Source organism: Cryobacterium glaciale, from assembly GCF_004402535.1.
Lineage (GTDB): Bacteria > Actinomycetota > Actinomycetes > Actinomycetales > Microbacteriaceae > Cryobacterium > Cryobacterium glaciale.
On the sequence record NZ_SOEY01000034.1, the window covers coordinates 70261 to 84744 of the forward strand.

Sequence of the window (14484 nt, forward strand, 5' to 3'; positions counted from 1 at the left end):
CTGCTCACTCTTTTCGAACGGGAATGCGGCTTCCACTTAGTAGAACAGTACTCGACGAGGCCCGTTCGGCCGGAGTTGCCGGCCGGATTTGGTCACGCTCCGTAACGAGCGCGATGCTCGGGTCAGGTTCGGTCGGCGCGTTGACGAAGGAGCGGAACCGGCGCAGGCGTTCCGGGTCGGCGAGCGTCGCGGCCCACTCGTCTTCGTAGTTGTCGACGTGGGCGAGCATGGCCTGTTCGAGCTCGTCGGCAAGGCCGAGCGAGTCATTGATGACCACGTCGCGCACGTGCTCGAGGCCGCCCTCGAGGTCTTCCATCCAGCGGGCGGTGCGCTGCATCCGATCGGCCGTGCGGATGTAGTACATCATGTAGCGGTCGATGTACTTGATCAGGGTTTCTTCGTCGAGGTCGGTGGCGAGCAACTGCCCGTGGGCCGGCTGGAAACCGCCGTTTCCGCCGACGTACATGTTCCAGCCGTTGTCGCTCGCGATGATGCCCACGTCCTTGGCCCGGGCTTCAGCGCACTCCCGGGCGCAGCCGGAGACTCCGAACTTGAACTTGTGCGGTGCGCGCAGTCCGCGATAGCGCAGCTCGAGCCGAATGGCGAGGCCGACGGCATCCTGCACGCCGAAGCGGCACCAGGTGGACCCGACACAGGACTTCACGTTGCGCAGCGCCTTACCGTAGGCCTGTCCCGACTCGAACCCGGCGTCCACGAGGATGCGCCAGATGTCGGGCAGTTGTTCCAGCCGGGCGCCGAACAGGTCGATCCGCTGGCCGCCGGTGATCTTGGTATAGAGGTCGAAATCGAGAGCGACCTGCGCGATCACGGCGAGTTTGGTCGGCGTGATCTCGCCGCCGGGAACGCGCGGAACGACCGAGTAGGTGCCGTCCTTCTGCATGTTGGCCATGGCGCGGTCGTTGGTGTCCTGCAGGGTGCCGCGACCGGCATCCAGAATATAGGAGGTGTTCTGGCTGGCCAGAATGGAGCCGACGGCCGGCTTGCAGACATCGCAGCCACGGCCGGTGCCGAAGCGCGAGAAGATCTCGTCGCTCGACGTGAGCCCGAGCACCCGCACCGACTCGAACAGCTCCTGCCGACTCAGTTCGAAATGTTCGCACAGAGCGCGCGACACCGTTTGACCGGATGCCGTCAGCTCGGCCTCGAGGATCTTCTTGACCAGCGGCACGCACGACCCGCACTGGGTACCGGCGCGCGTGCAGACCTTGAGCGCACCGAGTTCGGTGCAGGCATCACGAGCATTTTCAGTTCCGGGTTCATCGCCGCGAACCGCCTGCCGCACCGCACCGACCGAGACCATGTTGCAGGAGCAGACCAGGGCGTCGTCGGGCAACTCGTCGCCGGCCGGAGCTTCGGCGCCCGCCGCCGAGAGGTACGCGGCGGGTTCGCTGCTGAGTTCGCGGCCGACCAGGGGGCGCAGGGCCGAGTAGGGGGTGGCATCGCCAACGAAGATGCCGCCGAGCAGGGTCTTGGCATCGTCGGTCATGACGAGCTTCTGGTACAGCCCGCGGGCCGGGTCGGCGTAGACGATTTCGAGCGATCCCGGAGTGGTCGCGAGGGCGTCGCCGAAGCTCGCGACGTCGACTCCCGAGAGCTTGAGCTTGGTGGCGTCGTCGACGGTCGTGAACTCGGCGGTGCCGCCGAGCAGCCGGTCCGCGACGACCTCGGCCATGGCGTTGGCCGGAGCGACGAGGCCGACGCAGCGGTCACTCCAGCTGGCGACCTCGCCGATGGCCCAGATTTTTGGGTCGCTCGTGCGGCAGTCGTTGCCGATTGTGACGCCGCCGCGGGTGCCCACGATCAGGCCGGCGTCGCGGGCCAGCTCGTCCCGCGGTGAGATGCCGATGGCGTAGACGACCATATCGGCAGCGATCTCCCGGCCGTTGCCGAGCTGCAGGCCGGTCACCGCGTCGCTATCGTCGCAGAGAATGGTGCGGGCGCGGGTGCCGAGGTGCAGCTCGATGCCCTGGGCGACGATCAGCCGGCCGAGGGCCTGTCCGCCACCCTCGTCGAGCTGCGCCGACATCAGCCAGCCGCCGGAATGCACGATGGCCGAGTCGGCGCCGAGCTTGTGCAGCCCGCCGGCCGCTTCGAGGCCGAGCAGGCCGCCGCCGGCCACGACCACCCGCGGGGTGCGGCCCAGGGAGACGGTGAGGGAGGCGAGCTCGTCGACGAGGGCATCGACGTCGTCGACGGTGCGGTACACCCGGATGTGTTCACGATTCGGCAGCTCCGGCACCGGGGCGCTCGAGCCGGTGGCGAGCACGAGGTCGTCATACTCGAGCACAGCCCCGGTCGATGTGGTGACGGTCTGGGCGACCGGATCGATGCTCGTGGCGCGCTCGTTGATGCGCAGAGCGATGCGCTCACTGTCCCACGGTGCCGTGGGCTCCAGGGTGAGGTCGATCAGTCCGGCGAGGCGCTGGCTCAGCGCGACCCGGTCGTAGGGCCGGTGGTTCTCCTCGGCCAGCACGACGATCGAGAGGGAGTGTTCGGTGTCCCGGGAGTGCAGGGCGTCGGTGAGGCGGTGCGCGGCCGGGCCGCCGCCGATCACGATGACGCGGCGCGGTGTGAGCGGAGCCGGTGTGGCGGCATCCGCCGGGCTCACCGATGTGACGGCGTGTGTCGCCTCCACAGCGGATGCTGCGGTGTCTGGGGCAGAATACGCGGAAGCGGTTTCACGAGAAGCTGGCATCAGCATCCTTTCAAAGCGGGGCAATTGTGAGCGTAGTTCGGGGCAGTTTCCCCCTCGTGTCGCTCGTGTGTCCCGTACTGGTCGAAAGCCCCACAGTGGAGCGCCCCCACTGTGAGGCGGGTTTCACCAAGGGGAAACATGGCGGGCGACTGGCCGAAATATGGCGCGCCTACCGTGGGACCAACGCAACACCACACACCCCCTGGGAGCGCACGATGACGATGACACTGGCCGACACCCGCCCGAGCAACGCAGTGACCCTGGTCTGGGAGCGCGCCTGCGCCGTGACCGACCTGGAACCCAGCTGGGGCGAAGCTGCCCTCATCCGCATGAAGCAGATCGCCCTGTTCCTGCTCTCACCGACCGAGATCTACGCCGTCGACCACCGCGACCCGCACACCGAGGCCCACGTCATGGCCCGCGGCATCGTCGGCTCCAAGGGCGACCGCCCCACCATCGCCTCACCGCTGCACAAAGAGGTCTACGACCTCGGCACCGGGGAATGCTTCACCAACCCGACGCTCGTGCTGAACACCTACGAAACCCGCGTCGTCGGCGGCTACATCGAGGTCGCGGTCGAGTCTGGACTATCAGAGGCGGCATGACCCTGCTCGGCGAACGGCGCAGAACTGAACGACCGCGTGCCGGTCGGACGACAGCCGTACCCGCCGCGCTCGTCGCCATATCGCACGGCACCAACTCGGCCGACGGCCAGGCCGCCATCAAGGCCCTCGTCGACGGCGTCGCCCTCGCCCGGCCAGATCTGGCCGTCACCGGCGGTTTCGTCGACGTTCAGCAACCGGATGTCGCAGCGAGCCTCGGAGCTGTGCGCCCCGACTCTGCCGCGGTCGTCGTGCCGTTGCTGCTCTCGGCCGGGTATCACGTGCACGTCGACCTGCAACGGGAGACCAGCGCGCACGACCGTGTCACGGCCCTGTCGCGGGCGCTCGGCCCCGACGACCGACTCATCGACGTGCTCGAATATCGCTTGCGCGCTGCCGGACTCGACAGCCTGGCACCGGGCCGGGAAATCGTGCTCGCCGCGGCCGGTTCGAGCGACGTGCGCGCGGTCGAGGACTGCCGCCGGGTCGGCGCGATGCTGCAGCAGCGGCTCGGGGTGCGCGTCACGGTCGGTTTTCTCTCCGCCGCGACACCACGCGTGGCCTGCGCAGTCACCGCGGCCCGATTGCGCGGTGCCAGCGTCACCGTGAGCACCTATCTGATGGCGCCGGGATTCTTCTTCGACCTCACCCGAGCCCAGGGTGCGGGCGCCGACCAGGTCACCGCCCCGCTGCTGCTGCCGGGAGAAACAGCCCCCGCCCCGCTGGTCGATCTGATCATCGACCGCTACCTCGAGGCGAAAGAGCACGCGCAACTCTTCTAGAATTTGACCATGCGCATCGATATCGTCACCATTTTTCCCGAATTCTTCGATGTGCTCGATCTGTCGCTGCTCGGCAAGGCCCGTCAGAGCGGGCTGCTCGAGCTCGGCGTGCACAACCTGCGCGACCACACCCACGACCGGCACCACACGGTCGACGACACCCCCTACGGCGGCGGCGCCGGCATGGTCATGAAGCCCGAACCGTGGGGCGACGCCCTCGACGCCATCCTCGGTGCTGACCCGGCCGCTGCCCCGACCGACCCGGCCGCTGCCCCGACTGCAACGGCCCCGGCTGCGACCGAAACGCCGATCGCCGTCAACGCGGCCGACGACGGCCCCATCCTCATCTTTCCCTCACCGGCCGGAGACCAGTTCACCCAGGCCATGGCCCGCGAACTGTCGCTCGAACAGCACCTCGTCTTCGGTTGCGGCCGTTACGAGGGCATCGACCAGCGCGTCGTCGACCACTACTCGCAGCGCGGTCGGGTGCGGCTGGTCAGCCTCGGCGACTACGTGCTCAACGGGGGAGAGGTCGCCGTCATGGCCATGATCGAAGCGATCGGCCGGCTCATTCCCGGAGTCGTCGGCAATCCGGCGAGCCTCGTCGAGGAATCCCACGAAGACGGCCTGCTCGAATATCCCAGCTACACCAAGCCGGCCAGCTGGCGTGGCCTCGCTGTGCCGCCGGTGCTGCGCAGCGGCAACCACGGCGCCATCAGCACCTGGCGCCACGAGCAGCAGATCGAACGCACCGAACGCGTGCGGCCCGACCTGCTGGCACCTTCAGCCACCAGCGAACGCCAAGGTTAGTGTCAGTCCCCGTCGATAAACTAAACGCCGTGATCATCCGCCGCGCCTTCTACCACTGGCAATTCATTGCCGCCGGAGCCCTGCCGCTCTGGCTCCTCGTCGGGTCCTCGATCTTCGGATCGGGCGCCTGGGCGGTTCTGGGCATCTTCTTCGGAGCCGTGCTCATCGGCCTCGGCATGCTGCTCGTCGCCCTCGTCATCTTCGCGCGCAAAGAAGTACGCGAAACCCGGGCCGTCTCCTACGCCGACGTCGGCGTGCTCGCCCTCTGGCACGCCCTGATCATCGCCATTCCCTTTTCAACGGATGCCGCGGGCTGGCTCAGCGTGCTCGTCATCCTCGGCGGACTCGCCGTATTCTGGTTCGCCGTCTGGGAACTGTTCGACTCCGCCAAGCGTCGAATGCGCGCCATGGTCGACCTGGTGGAACAGACGGCGCGCGGGCAGACGATGCCCGGACCGGCCGGGCCGGGGCATCCGCTGCCCGACACGTCACGACCCAATCAAACCAGGCCAGCAGCGACTTTCGGCCGAACGGGCACGCCAGAGGTCATCGTCATCGAAGAAAAACGCGACCGGGCCTGACCGCGACCGCCCCGACTTTGCAGCGGGCGCGAGTTCATGGCAGAATGGGCGATTGTGCCGCTGCAGGACTCTGCCACAGGGGAACCTGCACTGCGCGGCGCACATCCTCATACTGATTGCTTCGAATGAAGCCCCTAGCGTAGTCGACCTGTGGCGGGTACAGAGAGCGAAACAACATGCATATTCTCGACGCGGTAGACGCCCCATCGCTGAAGAAGGATCTTCCTGACTTCCGTGCCGGCGACACCGTCAAGGTTCACGTCAACATCATTGAGGGAACCCGCTCTCGTATCCAGGTTTTCCAGGGAGTCGTCATCGGCCGCTCCGGCGAAGGCGTGCGCGAAACGTTCTGCGTTCGCAAGGTCAGCTTTCAGATCGGCGTCGAGCGTACCTTCCCGGTGCACTCTCCGGTCATCGACCACATCGAGATCGTGACCCGCGGCGATGTTCGTCGCGCGAAGCTGTACTACCTGCGCGACCTGCGTGGCAAGAAGGCCAAGATCAAGGAAAAGCGCTAACTTTCGCGCTAAACCGCTGTAACCGGATTCTTCCCTGAGCTCCCCATCACCTAAACTGATGGGGAGCTCAGGCGGTTAAATGACAGATGAAGTGCTCGCCTCCAGGTCCGATCGTCGGGTATCAGAGTCGAAGAGGTTTCCCCGCAAGATGGCCCGAAGCAAGCAGGCGCCCAGCCGAAAGCGCAGCGTGCTGCTGTTCATCCGCGACCTTCTCATCATTTTCGTGGTCGCACTGCTCATCTCGTTTCTGATCAAGACGTTCCTGATCCGCTCCTTCTACATCCCCTCCGGGTCGATGGAGAACACCCTGCAGATCAACGACCGCATCATCGTGAACCAACTGGAACCCGAGCTGATCCCGATCACCCGCGGCGACGTCATCGTGTTCAAAGACCCAGGCGGATGGCTGCTGCCGCAGGCCGAGATCGTGCAAAATCCGATCGTCGCCGGGGCCGACTGGCTGCTATCGGTCGTGGGCTTATCCGCGCCCGATAGCAACGACCACCTCATTAAACGGGTCATCGGGCTGCCCGGCGACCACGTCGTCTGCTGTAACGCCCTCGGTCAGATGAGCGTCAACGACATTCCGCTCGACGAATCCGCCTACGTGCTGCTGCCAGCCGGTGAGACCAAGGTCTCCAAGGACGACTTCGATGTCACCATCCCGGCTGATTCGCTCTGGATGATGGGCGACAACCGCTACAACTCCAAAGATTCCCGCTACAACGGCGAGACGGCCGGCAAAGGCTATGTTCCGGTCGAGAACGTCGTCGGTCGCGCGCTCGTCGTGAGCTGGCCACTCGCGCGTTGGGCTTGGCTCGACGACTATCCCGACGTCTTCCGCGAGGTGGAACAAGCCGAGACGGGCACCGAATAGTGGCGGTGTGCGACCCCACCCTCGACGTGGAGCACGACCTGCTCCGCACCGGTGCCAGTTTCGTGATCGGCTGTGACGAGGTGGGTCGCGGCGCCCTCGCCGGGCCGGTAGCCGTGGGATTCGCCGCGGTGAACGCATCCGTTCTGACCATGCCGGTGGGACTTCGCGACTCGAAGATGCTCAGCGAACCGCGACGGGAACTGCTCGCACCACTTGCCGTCGCCTGGGCGACCTACTCGGCCGTCGGGCTCGCCTCGGCTGCCGAGGTCGATGAGCTCGGCATCATCGCCTGCCTCGGCCTCGCCGGCAAGCGAGCGCTGGCCGCGCTCTACGCGCAGGGCGTCGACGTGGCCGGCAGCATCGTGCTGCTCGACGGCAATGACGATTGGCTGAACAAGGCGCTGGCCACCCCGCTGAACGTCGTGACCCGCATCAAGGCCGACCGGGACTGCGGTTCGGTGGCGGCGGCATCCGTTATTGCGAAGGTGCACCGGGATCGACTCATGATCGCCGCGCACGATGAAACGCCCGGCTACGGCTGGGCGTCGAACAAGGGCTACGGCAGCGCGGCGCACATGAGTGCGATTGACCTGCTCGGACCAAGCCCTCTACACCGAAAATCATGGCTCAAAATCTCAGCGTAAGATGAGATCACCATGGAAGAAGACGAATTCGAGGACTACGACCGCGAGGTCGAGTTGGCCCTGTACCGGGAATATCGAGACGTGGTTGGTCAATTCCAGTACGTCGTCGAAACCGAACGACGCTTCTACCTCGCGAACGAGGTCGAATTGGTGCGCCGCGACACGGAACACGACTTCTACTTCGAACTGACCATGAAGGATGTCTGGGTCTGGGACGTCTACCGCTCCGACCGATTCGTGAAATCGGTGCGCGTACTGACTTTCAAGGACGTCAACGTGGAAGAACTCGCGTCGAAAGACTTCGAACTTCCCAAGGAACTTGCGCTCGACGAATAAGGAATGACTCCGGGGCCTCGGGTGGCCGGACAAGGCCAACGAAGGTTTAGGAAGGCAACCCCTGTGATCCAGGACGCTGATCGTGCCCGTGCAACGTGGAGCAACCGTGAGGCTCTCGCCGAGGCGATGATTCCCCTGATCGGGCGCCTCTACCGTGACAACTCCGTCGTGACGAGCGTTTACGGGCGCGGCCTGGTCAACAAGTCGGTCGTCGGCCTGCTGAAAGCGCACCGCTTTGCGCGCCACATAGCGGATGTCGAGCTTCCCCTCGACGAGACCCTCCCAATCCTGCAGGCTGTGGACGGCCTGAACCTGGGTGCCGCGTCGATCGACCTCGCCCGCCTCGCCCTCGGTTTTCGCGAGCAAAACGACCGGGTCACCCTCGACGAATACCTGCGCGCCGAACTCGCCGACGTCGTCGGCCAGCACGGACTCGACGGCCGCACCAGCACCGACGTCGTGCTCTACGGTTTCGGTCGTATCGGCCGCCTGCTCGCGCGCATCCTGATCGAACACGCCGGCGGCGGCCAGGGCCTGCGCCTGCGCGCGATCGTCGTGCGCCGCGGCTCGGCCAACGACCTCATGAAGCGGGCCAGCCTGCTGCGCCGCGATTCGGTGCACGGCCCGTTCGAGGGCACGATCACCATCGACGAGGAGAACAACACCATCCTCGCCAACGGCACACTCATCCAGGTGATCTACTCCGGCGACCCGGCCAGCGTCGATTACACGAAGTACGGCATCCACGACGCGATCGTCGTCGACAACACCGGCAAGTGGCGCGACGAAAAGGGCCTGTCGCAGCACCTCAAGTGTCCCGGCGTGGCCCGGGTGCTGCTGACCGCGCCGGGTAAGGGCGCGCTGAAGAACATCGTGCACGGCATCAACCACACCGACATCCTGGCGAGCGACCGCATCATCACCGCGGCGTCCTGCACCACGAACGCGATCACCCCGGTGCTCAAGGCCATCAACGACCGTTACGGCATCATCGACGGCCACGTCGAAACGGTGCACTCGTTCACGAACGACCAAAACCTCATCGACAACTTCCACTCGGGTGACCGTCGCGGCCGCTCAGCCGCCCTCAACATGGTGATCACCGAGACCGGTGCGGCGAAGGCCGTCGCGAAAGCCCTGCCCGAACTGGCCGGCAAGCTCACCGGCAACGCGATCCGCGTGCCCACCCCCGACGTGTCGATGGCGATCCTCAACCTGAACCTCGCCAGCGCAACCGACAAGGACGAGCTCAACACTTACCTACGCACCATGTCGCTGCACTCCTCGCTGCACCGCCAGATCGACTTCATCGACTCGCCCGAGGTGGTCTCGAGCGACTTCCTCGGGTCGCGTCGTGCCGGCATCGTCGACGGACTGGCCACCATCGTCACCGACCAGAAGGCGGTGCTCTATGTCTGGTACGACAACGAATACGGCTACAGCTGCCAGGTGATTCGGGTGCTCGAAGAGATGTCCGGGGCGCACGCGCCCATCTTCCCGGCCATCGTCGTCGCCGACGCCCTCGAGCCCGTCGCCTGACCCGTTCTTCGCGGTGTGATCTGTACGGGGCCCGGGCCCGGAAACTGGGCCCATGATCTATCGTGGGCCCGCTTTCCGAGGGTGGGCCCGGGCGAGAGTGCACCTAGCGGGAGGCTGGTCAGGGGCGGGGCTCGCAGATGACCACGGGGATGTCACGGTCGGTGCGGCCCTGGTAGGCGCCATACCCGGGGTAGGCGGCGACGATGCGCGGCCAGAGCTCGGCTTTCTCAGCGGATGATGCGGTGCGCGCCCGAAACGGCCGCGTCACCCCGCGAATGGTCAGCTCCACCTCGGGTTGCTCGACGAGGTTGCGATACCAGAACGGATGCCGGTCGTCGCCGCCCTTGGACGCCACCAGCACGTACCGGCCGCCCTCGTGCACCGGCGCCGTGAGCATCGTCGACCGACGCTGCCCGCTACTGCGGCCGATCGTGTGCAGTTCGACGGTCGCCATGGTGCCGATGGTCCAGCCGAGGCGTCCGCCCGACAGAGCCAGCAGCATCCGGTGCGCGCCGTTCATGGCGAGCATGCCCAGATCGGTCACCCGGTTGCGCAGAGTCATAGGCCCAGCGTACGGCGCGTCTGGCGTTAGGTTGGAGAAATGACTCCAGCAACGATGCTCAGCACGATTCTTCGGGATGCCGGCTCCGCCCGCCCCTACGCCGACAGCCGCCCGCTGACGTTCGAGCAGATTCCGGTGCCGGTACCGCGCGCCGGCGAGGTGCTCGTGCGCATCGAACGCGCCAGCCTCTGCCACTCCGACCTCTCGGTCATCGACGGCTCACGGGTTCGCCCCCTGCCGATGGCCCTTGGTCATGAGGCGGCCGGCACCGTCACCGCGATCGGCGACGGCGTCGACGATCTGGCCGTCGGCGACCGGGTCGTGTTGGTCTTCGTGCCGAGCTGCGGCGACTGCCGGGCCTGCCTGGCCGGGCGCCCCGCGCTCTGCCACCGCGGCGCCGAAGTGAACGGCACCGGCGACCTGCTGCACGGCCCGGCCGTGCTGGCCAGCAGCGCGGGGGAGCGCATCAACCATCATCTGGGCGTTTCAGCGTTCTCGCAGTACGCGGTCGTCGCCCGCGAATCGGTCGTCGCGATCGACCAGGACGTTCCCTTCGACGTGGCCGCCATGTTCGGCTGCGCGGCCCTCACCGGCATCGGCGCCGTGCTCAACACCGGCGCCCTCGCGCCCGGCCAGTCCCTGATCGTATTCGGACTCGGCGCGGTCGGACTGATGGCCGTCATGGCCGCCGCGCAGGTGGCTGGCACGACCGTCATCGCGATCGATCCGTTGCCGGAGAAGCAGGCGCTGGCCCTTCGCTGCGGCGCGCACCACGCCGGTACGCCCGAGCATGCCGCCGACCTCGTGCGTGAGTACGCCGGCGACGGCGTCGACCTGGCCATCGAGGCTGTCGGCAGCGCCCGAGTGATGGAGGCGAGTCTGGCCCTGCTCACCCGCGGTGGCGCCCTCGTCTCGGTCGGCCTGCCGCACCCGGAGCAGACCCTCACGACGCCAGCGCTGCAGTTCGCCGGCATGGGTCGGCGGCTGCTCGGCTCCTACATGGGTGATTCCGTGCCGAGCCGGGACATTCCGGCCTACCTGCAACTGTGGCGGGACGGCCGGTTGCCGGTCGAGCTGCTGCACACCGACACCCGCCCGCTCACGGACCTCAACGAAAGCCTTGACGCCCTCGTGGCCGGCGACGTCGTGCGTCGCCTCTTCGTGCTGCACGTCGAGTAGCCGCTTCTCCACAAGAGCCCGGGTCGCGCCGCTGTCCACCGATGTGCCACCAGCCCGGCGACGGCAGGGTGAGAGCGCGCACTCTGGTGTCTGGAGGCACTCGTGGCGCGCAAAGACGAACTCGGCAAACTCGGCGAAGAACAGGCCGCGCGCTTTCTGCAGGGCGCCGGCTACACCATCCTGACCCGCAACTGGCGGTGTAAAGAGGGCGAGATCGACCTCGTCGTGCAGCAGGGGGCCGCGGTGGTCTTCGTCGAGGTGAAGACGCGCAGCAGCCTGAGTTTCGGGCATCCGTTTGAAGCCATCACCGTGAAAAAGCTCGCCCGGATGCGCCGCCTCGCCGCCGCCTGGTGCGTGCAGGCCGAGCGGTGGCCGCGCCAGATCCGGCTCGACGTCGTGGCGGTCATCGCCCCGGCCGGCCGGGAACCGATCATCGAACACCTCGAGGGCGTGTTCTGATGGGGATCGCCCGCACCCACGCGGTGGCGCTGCTTGGGCTGACCGGCGCGCTCGTCGAGGTCGAAGCCGACATCTCGGCGCAACTGCCCGGTATGATCCTGATCGGGCTGCCCGACGCGGCGCTCGCCCAGGCCACCCAACGGGTGCGTGCCGCGGCTGCCAACAGCGGATGCCCCCTCACCGTTCACCGCCTCACCATCAATCTGTCGCCGGCCGCGTTACCCAAGCACGGCGCCGGTTTCGACCTTGCGATCGCGCTGGCCTGCCTCGCCGCCGACAGCACCATTTCGGCCGCGTCAGTCGGCACCGTCGTGCACTTCGGCGAGCTCGCCCTCGACGGCCGGCTGCGGCCGACCCCGGGCATCCTGCCGGGGGTGATGACCGCTGCCCGCCTCGGGCACACCACGGTCATGGTGCCGATCGGCAACGAGGCCGAGGCTCGACTCGTGCCCGACATGAGGGTGATCGGCGTCGCCTCGCTGCGGGAGGCGGCGATCTTCCACGGTGCCACACTTCCACCGAAACAGGTCGAGCCGATTCTGGCGGCGGTCACACCCGACAGTCTGGCCGCCGAACCCGACCTCGCCGACGTGATCGGCAACGACGACGCCATCCTGGCGCTGCAGATCGCGGCCGCCGGCGGGCACCACGTCTTTCTACTCGGCCCGCCCGGCGCCGGCAAGACGATGCTCGCTGCCCGCCTGCCCGGCCTGCTCCCCGACCTCGACCCGGTCAGCTCACTCGAAGTCAGCTCCCTACGTTCGCTCAGCGGCCTCGGACTCGGCGGAGCCCTGATCACCAGGCCGCCGTGGGAAGCACCGCACCACACCGCGACGGCCGCGGCCATGGTCGGCGGTGGCGGCGGCCAGATTCGGCCGGGGGCTGCGTCGCAGGCCTCGCACGGCGTGTTGTTCCTCGACGAGGCCCCCGAATTCGCCTCTCCAGTGCTCGACGCCCTGCGCCAGCCGCTCGAATCCGGCTGGATCAGCATTCACCGGGCCAACGCCGTCGCCCATTTTCCTGCTCGGTTCCAGCTGGTGATGGCGGCCAACCCGTGCCCGTGCGGGCAATACGGCGCTGGCGACCTCAGCTGCACCTGTCCACCGAACGCCCGCCGCCGCTACCTTGCCCGCATCTCCGGACCGCTGCTGGACCGCATCGACATCCAGCTCAACGTCAAGCGCATCACCGCCGCCCAACTGCGCGTCGCCGCCGGCACGCAGCGGATGACGAGCGTCACCGCCCGGCAACGGGTGGTGGCCGCGCGGGCGACAGCGGCCGAACGCCTCGGCAGTACACCGTGGACCCTGAACTCCCAGGTTCCCGGCCCGTGGCTGCGCGGCGCGTCCGTGCGCCTGGCCCCGAGCGCCACCGCGGGGCTCGATCGAGCGCTCGAACGCGGCGGCATCACCATGCGCGGCTACGACCGGGTTTTGCGCATCGCCTGGACCCTCGCCGACTACGACGGCCTCAGTATCCCCGGCCCCGACCAGGTGGGCCAGGCCCTCTACCTACGCAAAGGAATGACCACATGACGCTGTTCGGTCTGGACGAGAACCGGGTGGGCGAACTCGCCGCGGGAGTACGCGGTGCACTTCCGGACGGCGACGACCCCGCCACGGCCGGCGAGGTGTTCGCCCGCGCTGCCTGGTCGGGTCTCGCCGAACCCGGGGACGGTACCGCCGGCCTGCTCGTGGCCAGCGTCGGCGCGAGCGTGGCCCTGACGGCCATTCTCGAGTCCTGGAGCCCGGTGCGTATCGGCGCACTCGTGCGCGATGCCCTCGGCGACGAGCCGGGCGGGCCCGACATCGTCTTCGCTGCCAGTCCCAGCGCCGACCCCACCGCAGCGGATGCCGACACCAGCGCCGAGCTGGAACAGGCCCTCGACCTGGGGCTGCAACGTTGGCGGCCGCGGCTCAACTCGAACGAGGTCATCCGCTCGCTGCAGCAAGCGGCCCGCATGCAGACCCGATTACTGCTGGCCACGGATGCCCTCTGGCCTTCTGCGCTCGACGACCTCGAGCAGCATGCTCCGCTCGCGCTGTGGTGGCGGGGTGTGCCGGGCGCCCTCGCCGCCCTGACCAACTCGATCGCGCTGGTCGGGGCCCGGGCGGCTACCGGGTACGGCGAACACATCGCTATGGAAGCGTCGGCCGGGCTCGTCGATCGAGGTTTTGCCATCGTCTCCGGTGCCGCCTATGGCATCGACGGGATGGCCCACCGGGCCGCGCTCGCCAGCGACGGCACGACCGTCGCCTTTCTCGCCGGGGGAGTCGACCGGTTCTACCCGAGCGGCCACGACTCCCTGCTCACCCGCATCGTGGCGACCGGGGCCGTCGTATCGGAGCTGCCCTGCGGGGCGGCCCCCACCAAGTGGCGTTTTCTGCAGAGAAACCGGCTGATTGCCGCAGCGAGTGCGGCAACGGTCGTGCTCGAAGCCGGCTGGCGGTCGGGCTCGCTCAACACGGCCGGCCACGCTTCGGCGTTGGGCCGGCCGCTCGGCGCCGTGCCGGGGCCGATCACGAGCCCGACCTCGGCCGGCTGTCATCGTCTCATTCGCGAATTCGCCGCGGTCTGTGTCACCAACCCGACCGAGATGGCCGAACTGGTCGGCGAACGGTCGATCCAGGTACCACTCGCCAATCTCGAGATAGAAGCGGGGCCCGCGACCGACGCGGGCCCAGGGCCGCTACCGCGCACGAGCGACCAGGTGCGCGTGTTCGATGCGCTGAGCGGGCGCTCGCCGCGCACGGTCGGCGACCTGGCGCGCCGTGCCGGCCTGTCGACTGCGGCCGTGCGCGGCGCCCTCGGCGGTCTCGATCTCGACGGGGCCGCCCACGAGCGGGAGGCCGGCTGGGTACGGCGGCTGTAGTGCCGGC

At 67.7% G+C, this 14484-nt stretch carries 15 protein-coding genes; 13 read left to right on the forward strand and 2 right to left on the reverse strand.

Annotated features, from left to right (window positions below):
• Window positions 1–4: 4 nt before the first annotated feature.
• Window positions 5–2716 carry a nitrite reductase large subunit NirB gene (gene nirB, locus E3O06_RS16625; RefSeq protein WP_134504544.1) on the reverse strand — a complete coding sequence of 904 codons (2712 nt, stop codon included), beginning with the start codon at window positions 2714–2716 and terminating at the stop codon, window positions 5–7.
• Window positions 2717–2931: 215 nt separating this feature from the next.
• Between nirB and nirD the strand changes: the two genes are divergently transcribed.
• The 9 genes from nirD to E3O06_RS16670 all read left to right on the forward strand — a co-directional run bounded on the left by nirD (window position 2932) and on the right by E3O06_RS16670 (window position 9405).
• Window positions 2932–3321 (forward strand): nitrite reductase small subunit NirD, encoded by a 390-nt coding sequence (gene nirD, locus E3O06_RS16630; RefSeq protein ID WP_134504546.1) that lies wholly within the window; start codon window positions 2932–2934, stop codon window positions 3319–3321.
• On the forward strand, window positions 3318–4100 hold the full coding sequence (locus tag E3O06_RS16635) for a sirohydrochlorin chelatase (protein WP_134504548.1): 783 nt from the start codon (window positions 3318–3320) through the stop codon (window positions 4098–4100). The genes nirD and E3O06_RS16635 overlap by 4 nt, the downstream gene beginning before the upstream one ends.
• 9 nt (window positions 4101–4109) lie before the next feature.
• Complete coding sequence (gene trmD, locus E3O06_RS16640; RefSeq protein WP_134504550.1) at window positions 4110–4910, forward strand: tRNA (guanosine(37)-N1)-methyltransferase TrmD; 801 nt, start codon at window positions 4110–4112, stop codon at window positions 4908–4910.
• 29 nt (window positions 4911–4939) lie between these two features.
• Window positions 4940–5491: an MFS transporter gene (locus tag E3O06_RS16645; protein ID WP_134504552.1), complete on the forward strand. Its 552-nt coding sequence runs from the start codon at window positions 4940–4942 to the stop codon at window positions 5489–5491.
• Window positions 5492–5667: 176 nt separating this feature from the next.
• On the forward strand, window positions 5668–6009 hold the full coding sequence (rplS, locus tag E3O06_RS16650; RefSeq protein WP_092108884.1) for a 50S ribosomal protein L19: 342 nt from the start codon (window positions 5668–5670) through the stop codon (window positions 6007–6009).
• 148 nt (window positions 6010–6157) lie between these two features.
• Window positions 6158–6886, forward strand: coding sequence for a signal peptidase I (gene lepB, locus E3O06_RS16655; RefSeq protein WP_134504722.1), 729 nt, complete (start codon window positions 6158–6160; stop codon window positions 6884–6886).
• Window positions 6886–7530, forward strand: a complete 645-nt coding sequence (locus tag E3O06_RS16660; protein WP_134504554.1) for a ribonuclease HII — start codon at window positions 6886–6888, stop codon at window positions 7528–7530. Before lepB ends, E3O06_RS16660 begins: the two co-directional genes overlap by 1 nt.
• Before the next feature lie 12 nt (window positions 7531–7542).
• Entirely contained in the window at window positions 7543–7866 is a 324-nt protein-coding gene (locus E3O06_RS16665; RefSeq protein WP_022886464.1) for a DUF2469 family protein, read from the forward strand.
• Window positions 7867–7929: 63 nt separating this feature from the next.
• Window positions 7930–9405: a glyceraldehyde-3-phosphate dehydrogenase gene (locus E3O06_RS16670; protein WP_255453639.1), complete on the forward strand. Its 1476-nt coding sequence runs from the start codon at window positions 7930–7932 to the stop codon at window positions 9403–9405.
• Window positions 9406–9523: 118 nt separating this feature from the next.
• On the opposite strand, the gene E3O06_RS16675 is transcribed toward E3O06_RS16670, so the two are convergent.
• Window positions 9524–9967: a nitroreductase family deazaflavin-dependent oxidoreductase gene (locus E3O06_RS16675; RefSeq protein WP_134504557.1), complete on the reverse strand. Its 444-nt coding sequence runs from the start codon at window positions 9965–9967 to the stop codon at window positions 9524–9526.
• A 39-nt stretch (window positions 9968–10006) separates the two neighbouring features.
• On the opposite strand from E3O06_RS16675, the gene E3O06_RS16680 reads away from it, so the two are divergent.
• The 4 genes from E3O06_RS16680 (at window position 10007) to dprA (ending at window position 14477) form a co-directional block, all read left to right on the forward strand.
• A complete protein-coding gene (locus tag E3O06_RS16680; protein ID WP_134504559.1) occupies window positions 10007–11146 on the forward strand; it encodes an alcohol dehydrogenase catalytic domain-containing protein in 1140 nt (379 codons plus the stop codon).
• A gap of 102 nt (window positions 11147–11248) precedes the next feature.
• Window positions 11249–11605, forward strand: coding sequence for a YraN family protein (locus E3O06_RS16685; RefSeq protein WP_134504561.1), 357 nt, complete (start codon window positions 11249–11251; stop codon window positions 11603–11605).
• Window positions 11605–13140 (forward strand): YifB family Mg chelatase-like AAA ATPase, encoded by a 1536-nt coding sequence (locus E3O06_RS16690; protein ID WP_134504563.1) that lies wholly within the window; start codon window positions 11605–11607, stop codon window positions 13138–13140. The genes E3O06_RS16685 and E3O06_RS16690 overlap by 1 nt, the downstream gene beginning before the upstream one ends.
• Entirely contained in the window at window positions 13137–14477 is a 1341-nt protein-coding gene (gene dprA, locus E3O06_RS16695; protein ID WP_134504565.1) for a DNA-processing protein DprA, read from the forward strand. The genes E3O06_RS16690 and dprA overlap by 4 nt, the downstream gene beginning before the upstream one ends.
• Window positions 14478–14484 lie beyond the last annotated feature (7 nt).

Bases quoted from the DNA above. Each gene is read 5' to 3' on its own strand.
- E3O06_RS16665 (WP_022886464.1), top strand. From the start codon at position 7,543: ATGGAAGAAGACGAATTCGAGGACTACGACCGCGAGGTCGAGTTGGCC.
- rplS (WP_092108884.1), top strand. From the start codon at position 5,668: ATGCATATTCTCGACGCGGTAGACGCCCCATCGCTGAAGAAGGATCTT.
- E3O06_RS16675 (WP_134504557.1), bottom strand. From the start codon at position 9,967: ATGACTCTGCGCAACCGGGTGACCGATCTGGGCATGCTCGCCATGAAC.
- dprA (WP_134504565.1), top strand. From the start codon at position 13,137: ATGACGCTGTTCGGTCTGGACGAGAACCGGGTGGGCGAACTCGCCGCG.
- nirB (WP_134504544.1), bottom strand. From the start codon at position 2,716: ATGCCAGCTTCTCGTGAAACCGCTTCCGCGTATTCTGCCCCAGACACC.
- E3O06_RS16635 (WP_134504548.1), top strand. From the start codon at position 3,318: ATGACCCTGCTCGGCGAACGGCGCAGAACTGAACGACCGCGTGCCGGT.
- E3O06_RS16680 (WP_134504559.1), top strand. From the start codon at position 10,007: ATGACTCCAGCAACGATGCTCAGCACGATTCTTCGGGATGCCGGCTCC.
- nirD (WP_134504546.1), top strand. From the start codon at position 2,932: ATGACGATGACACTGGCCGACACCCGCCCGAGCAACGCAGTGACCCTG.
- E3O06_RS16690 (WP_134504563.1), top strand. From the start codon at position 11,605: ATGGGGATCGCCCGCACCCACGCGGTGGCGCTGCTTGGGCTGACCGGC.
- lepB (WP_134504722.1), top strand. From the start codon at position 6,158: ATGGCCCGAAGCAAGCAGGCGCCCAGCCGAAAGCGCAGCGTGCTGCTG.
- trmD (WP_134504550.1), top strand. From the start codon at position 4,110: ATGCGCATCGATATCGTCACCATTTTTCCCGAATTCTTCGATGTGCTC.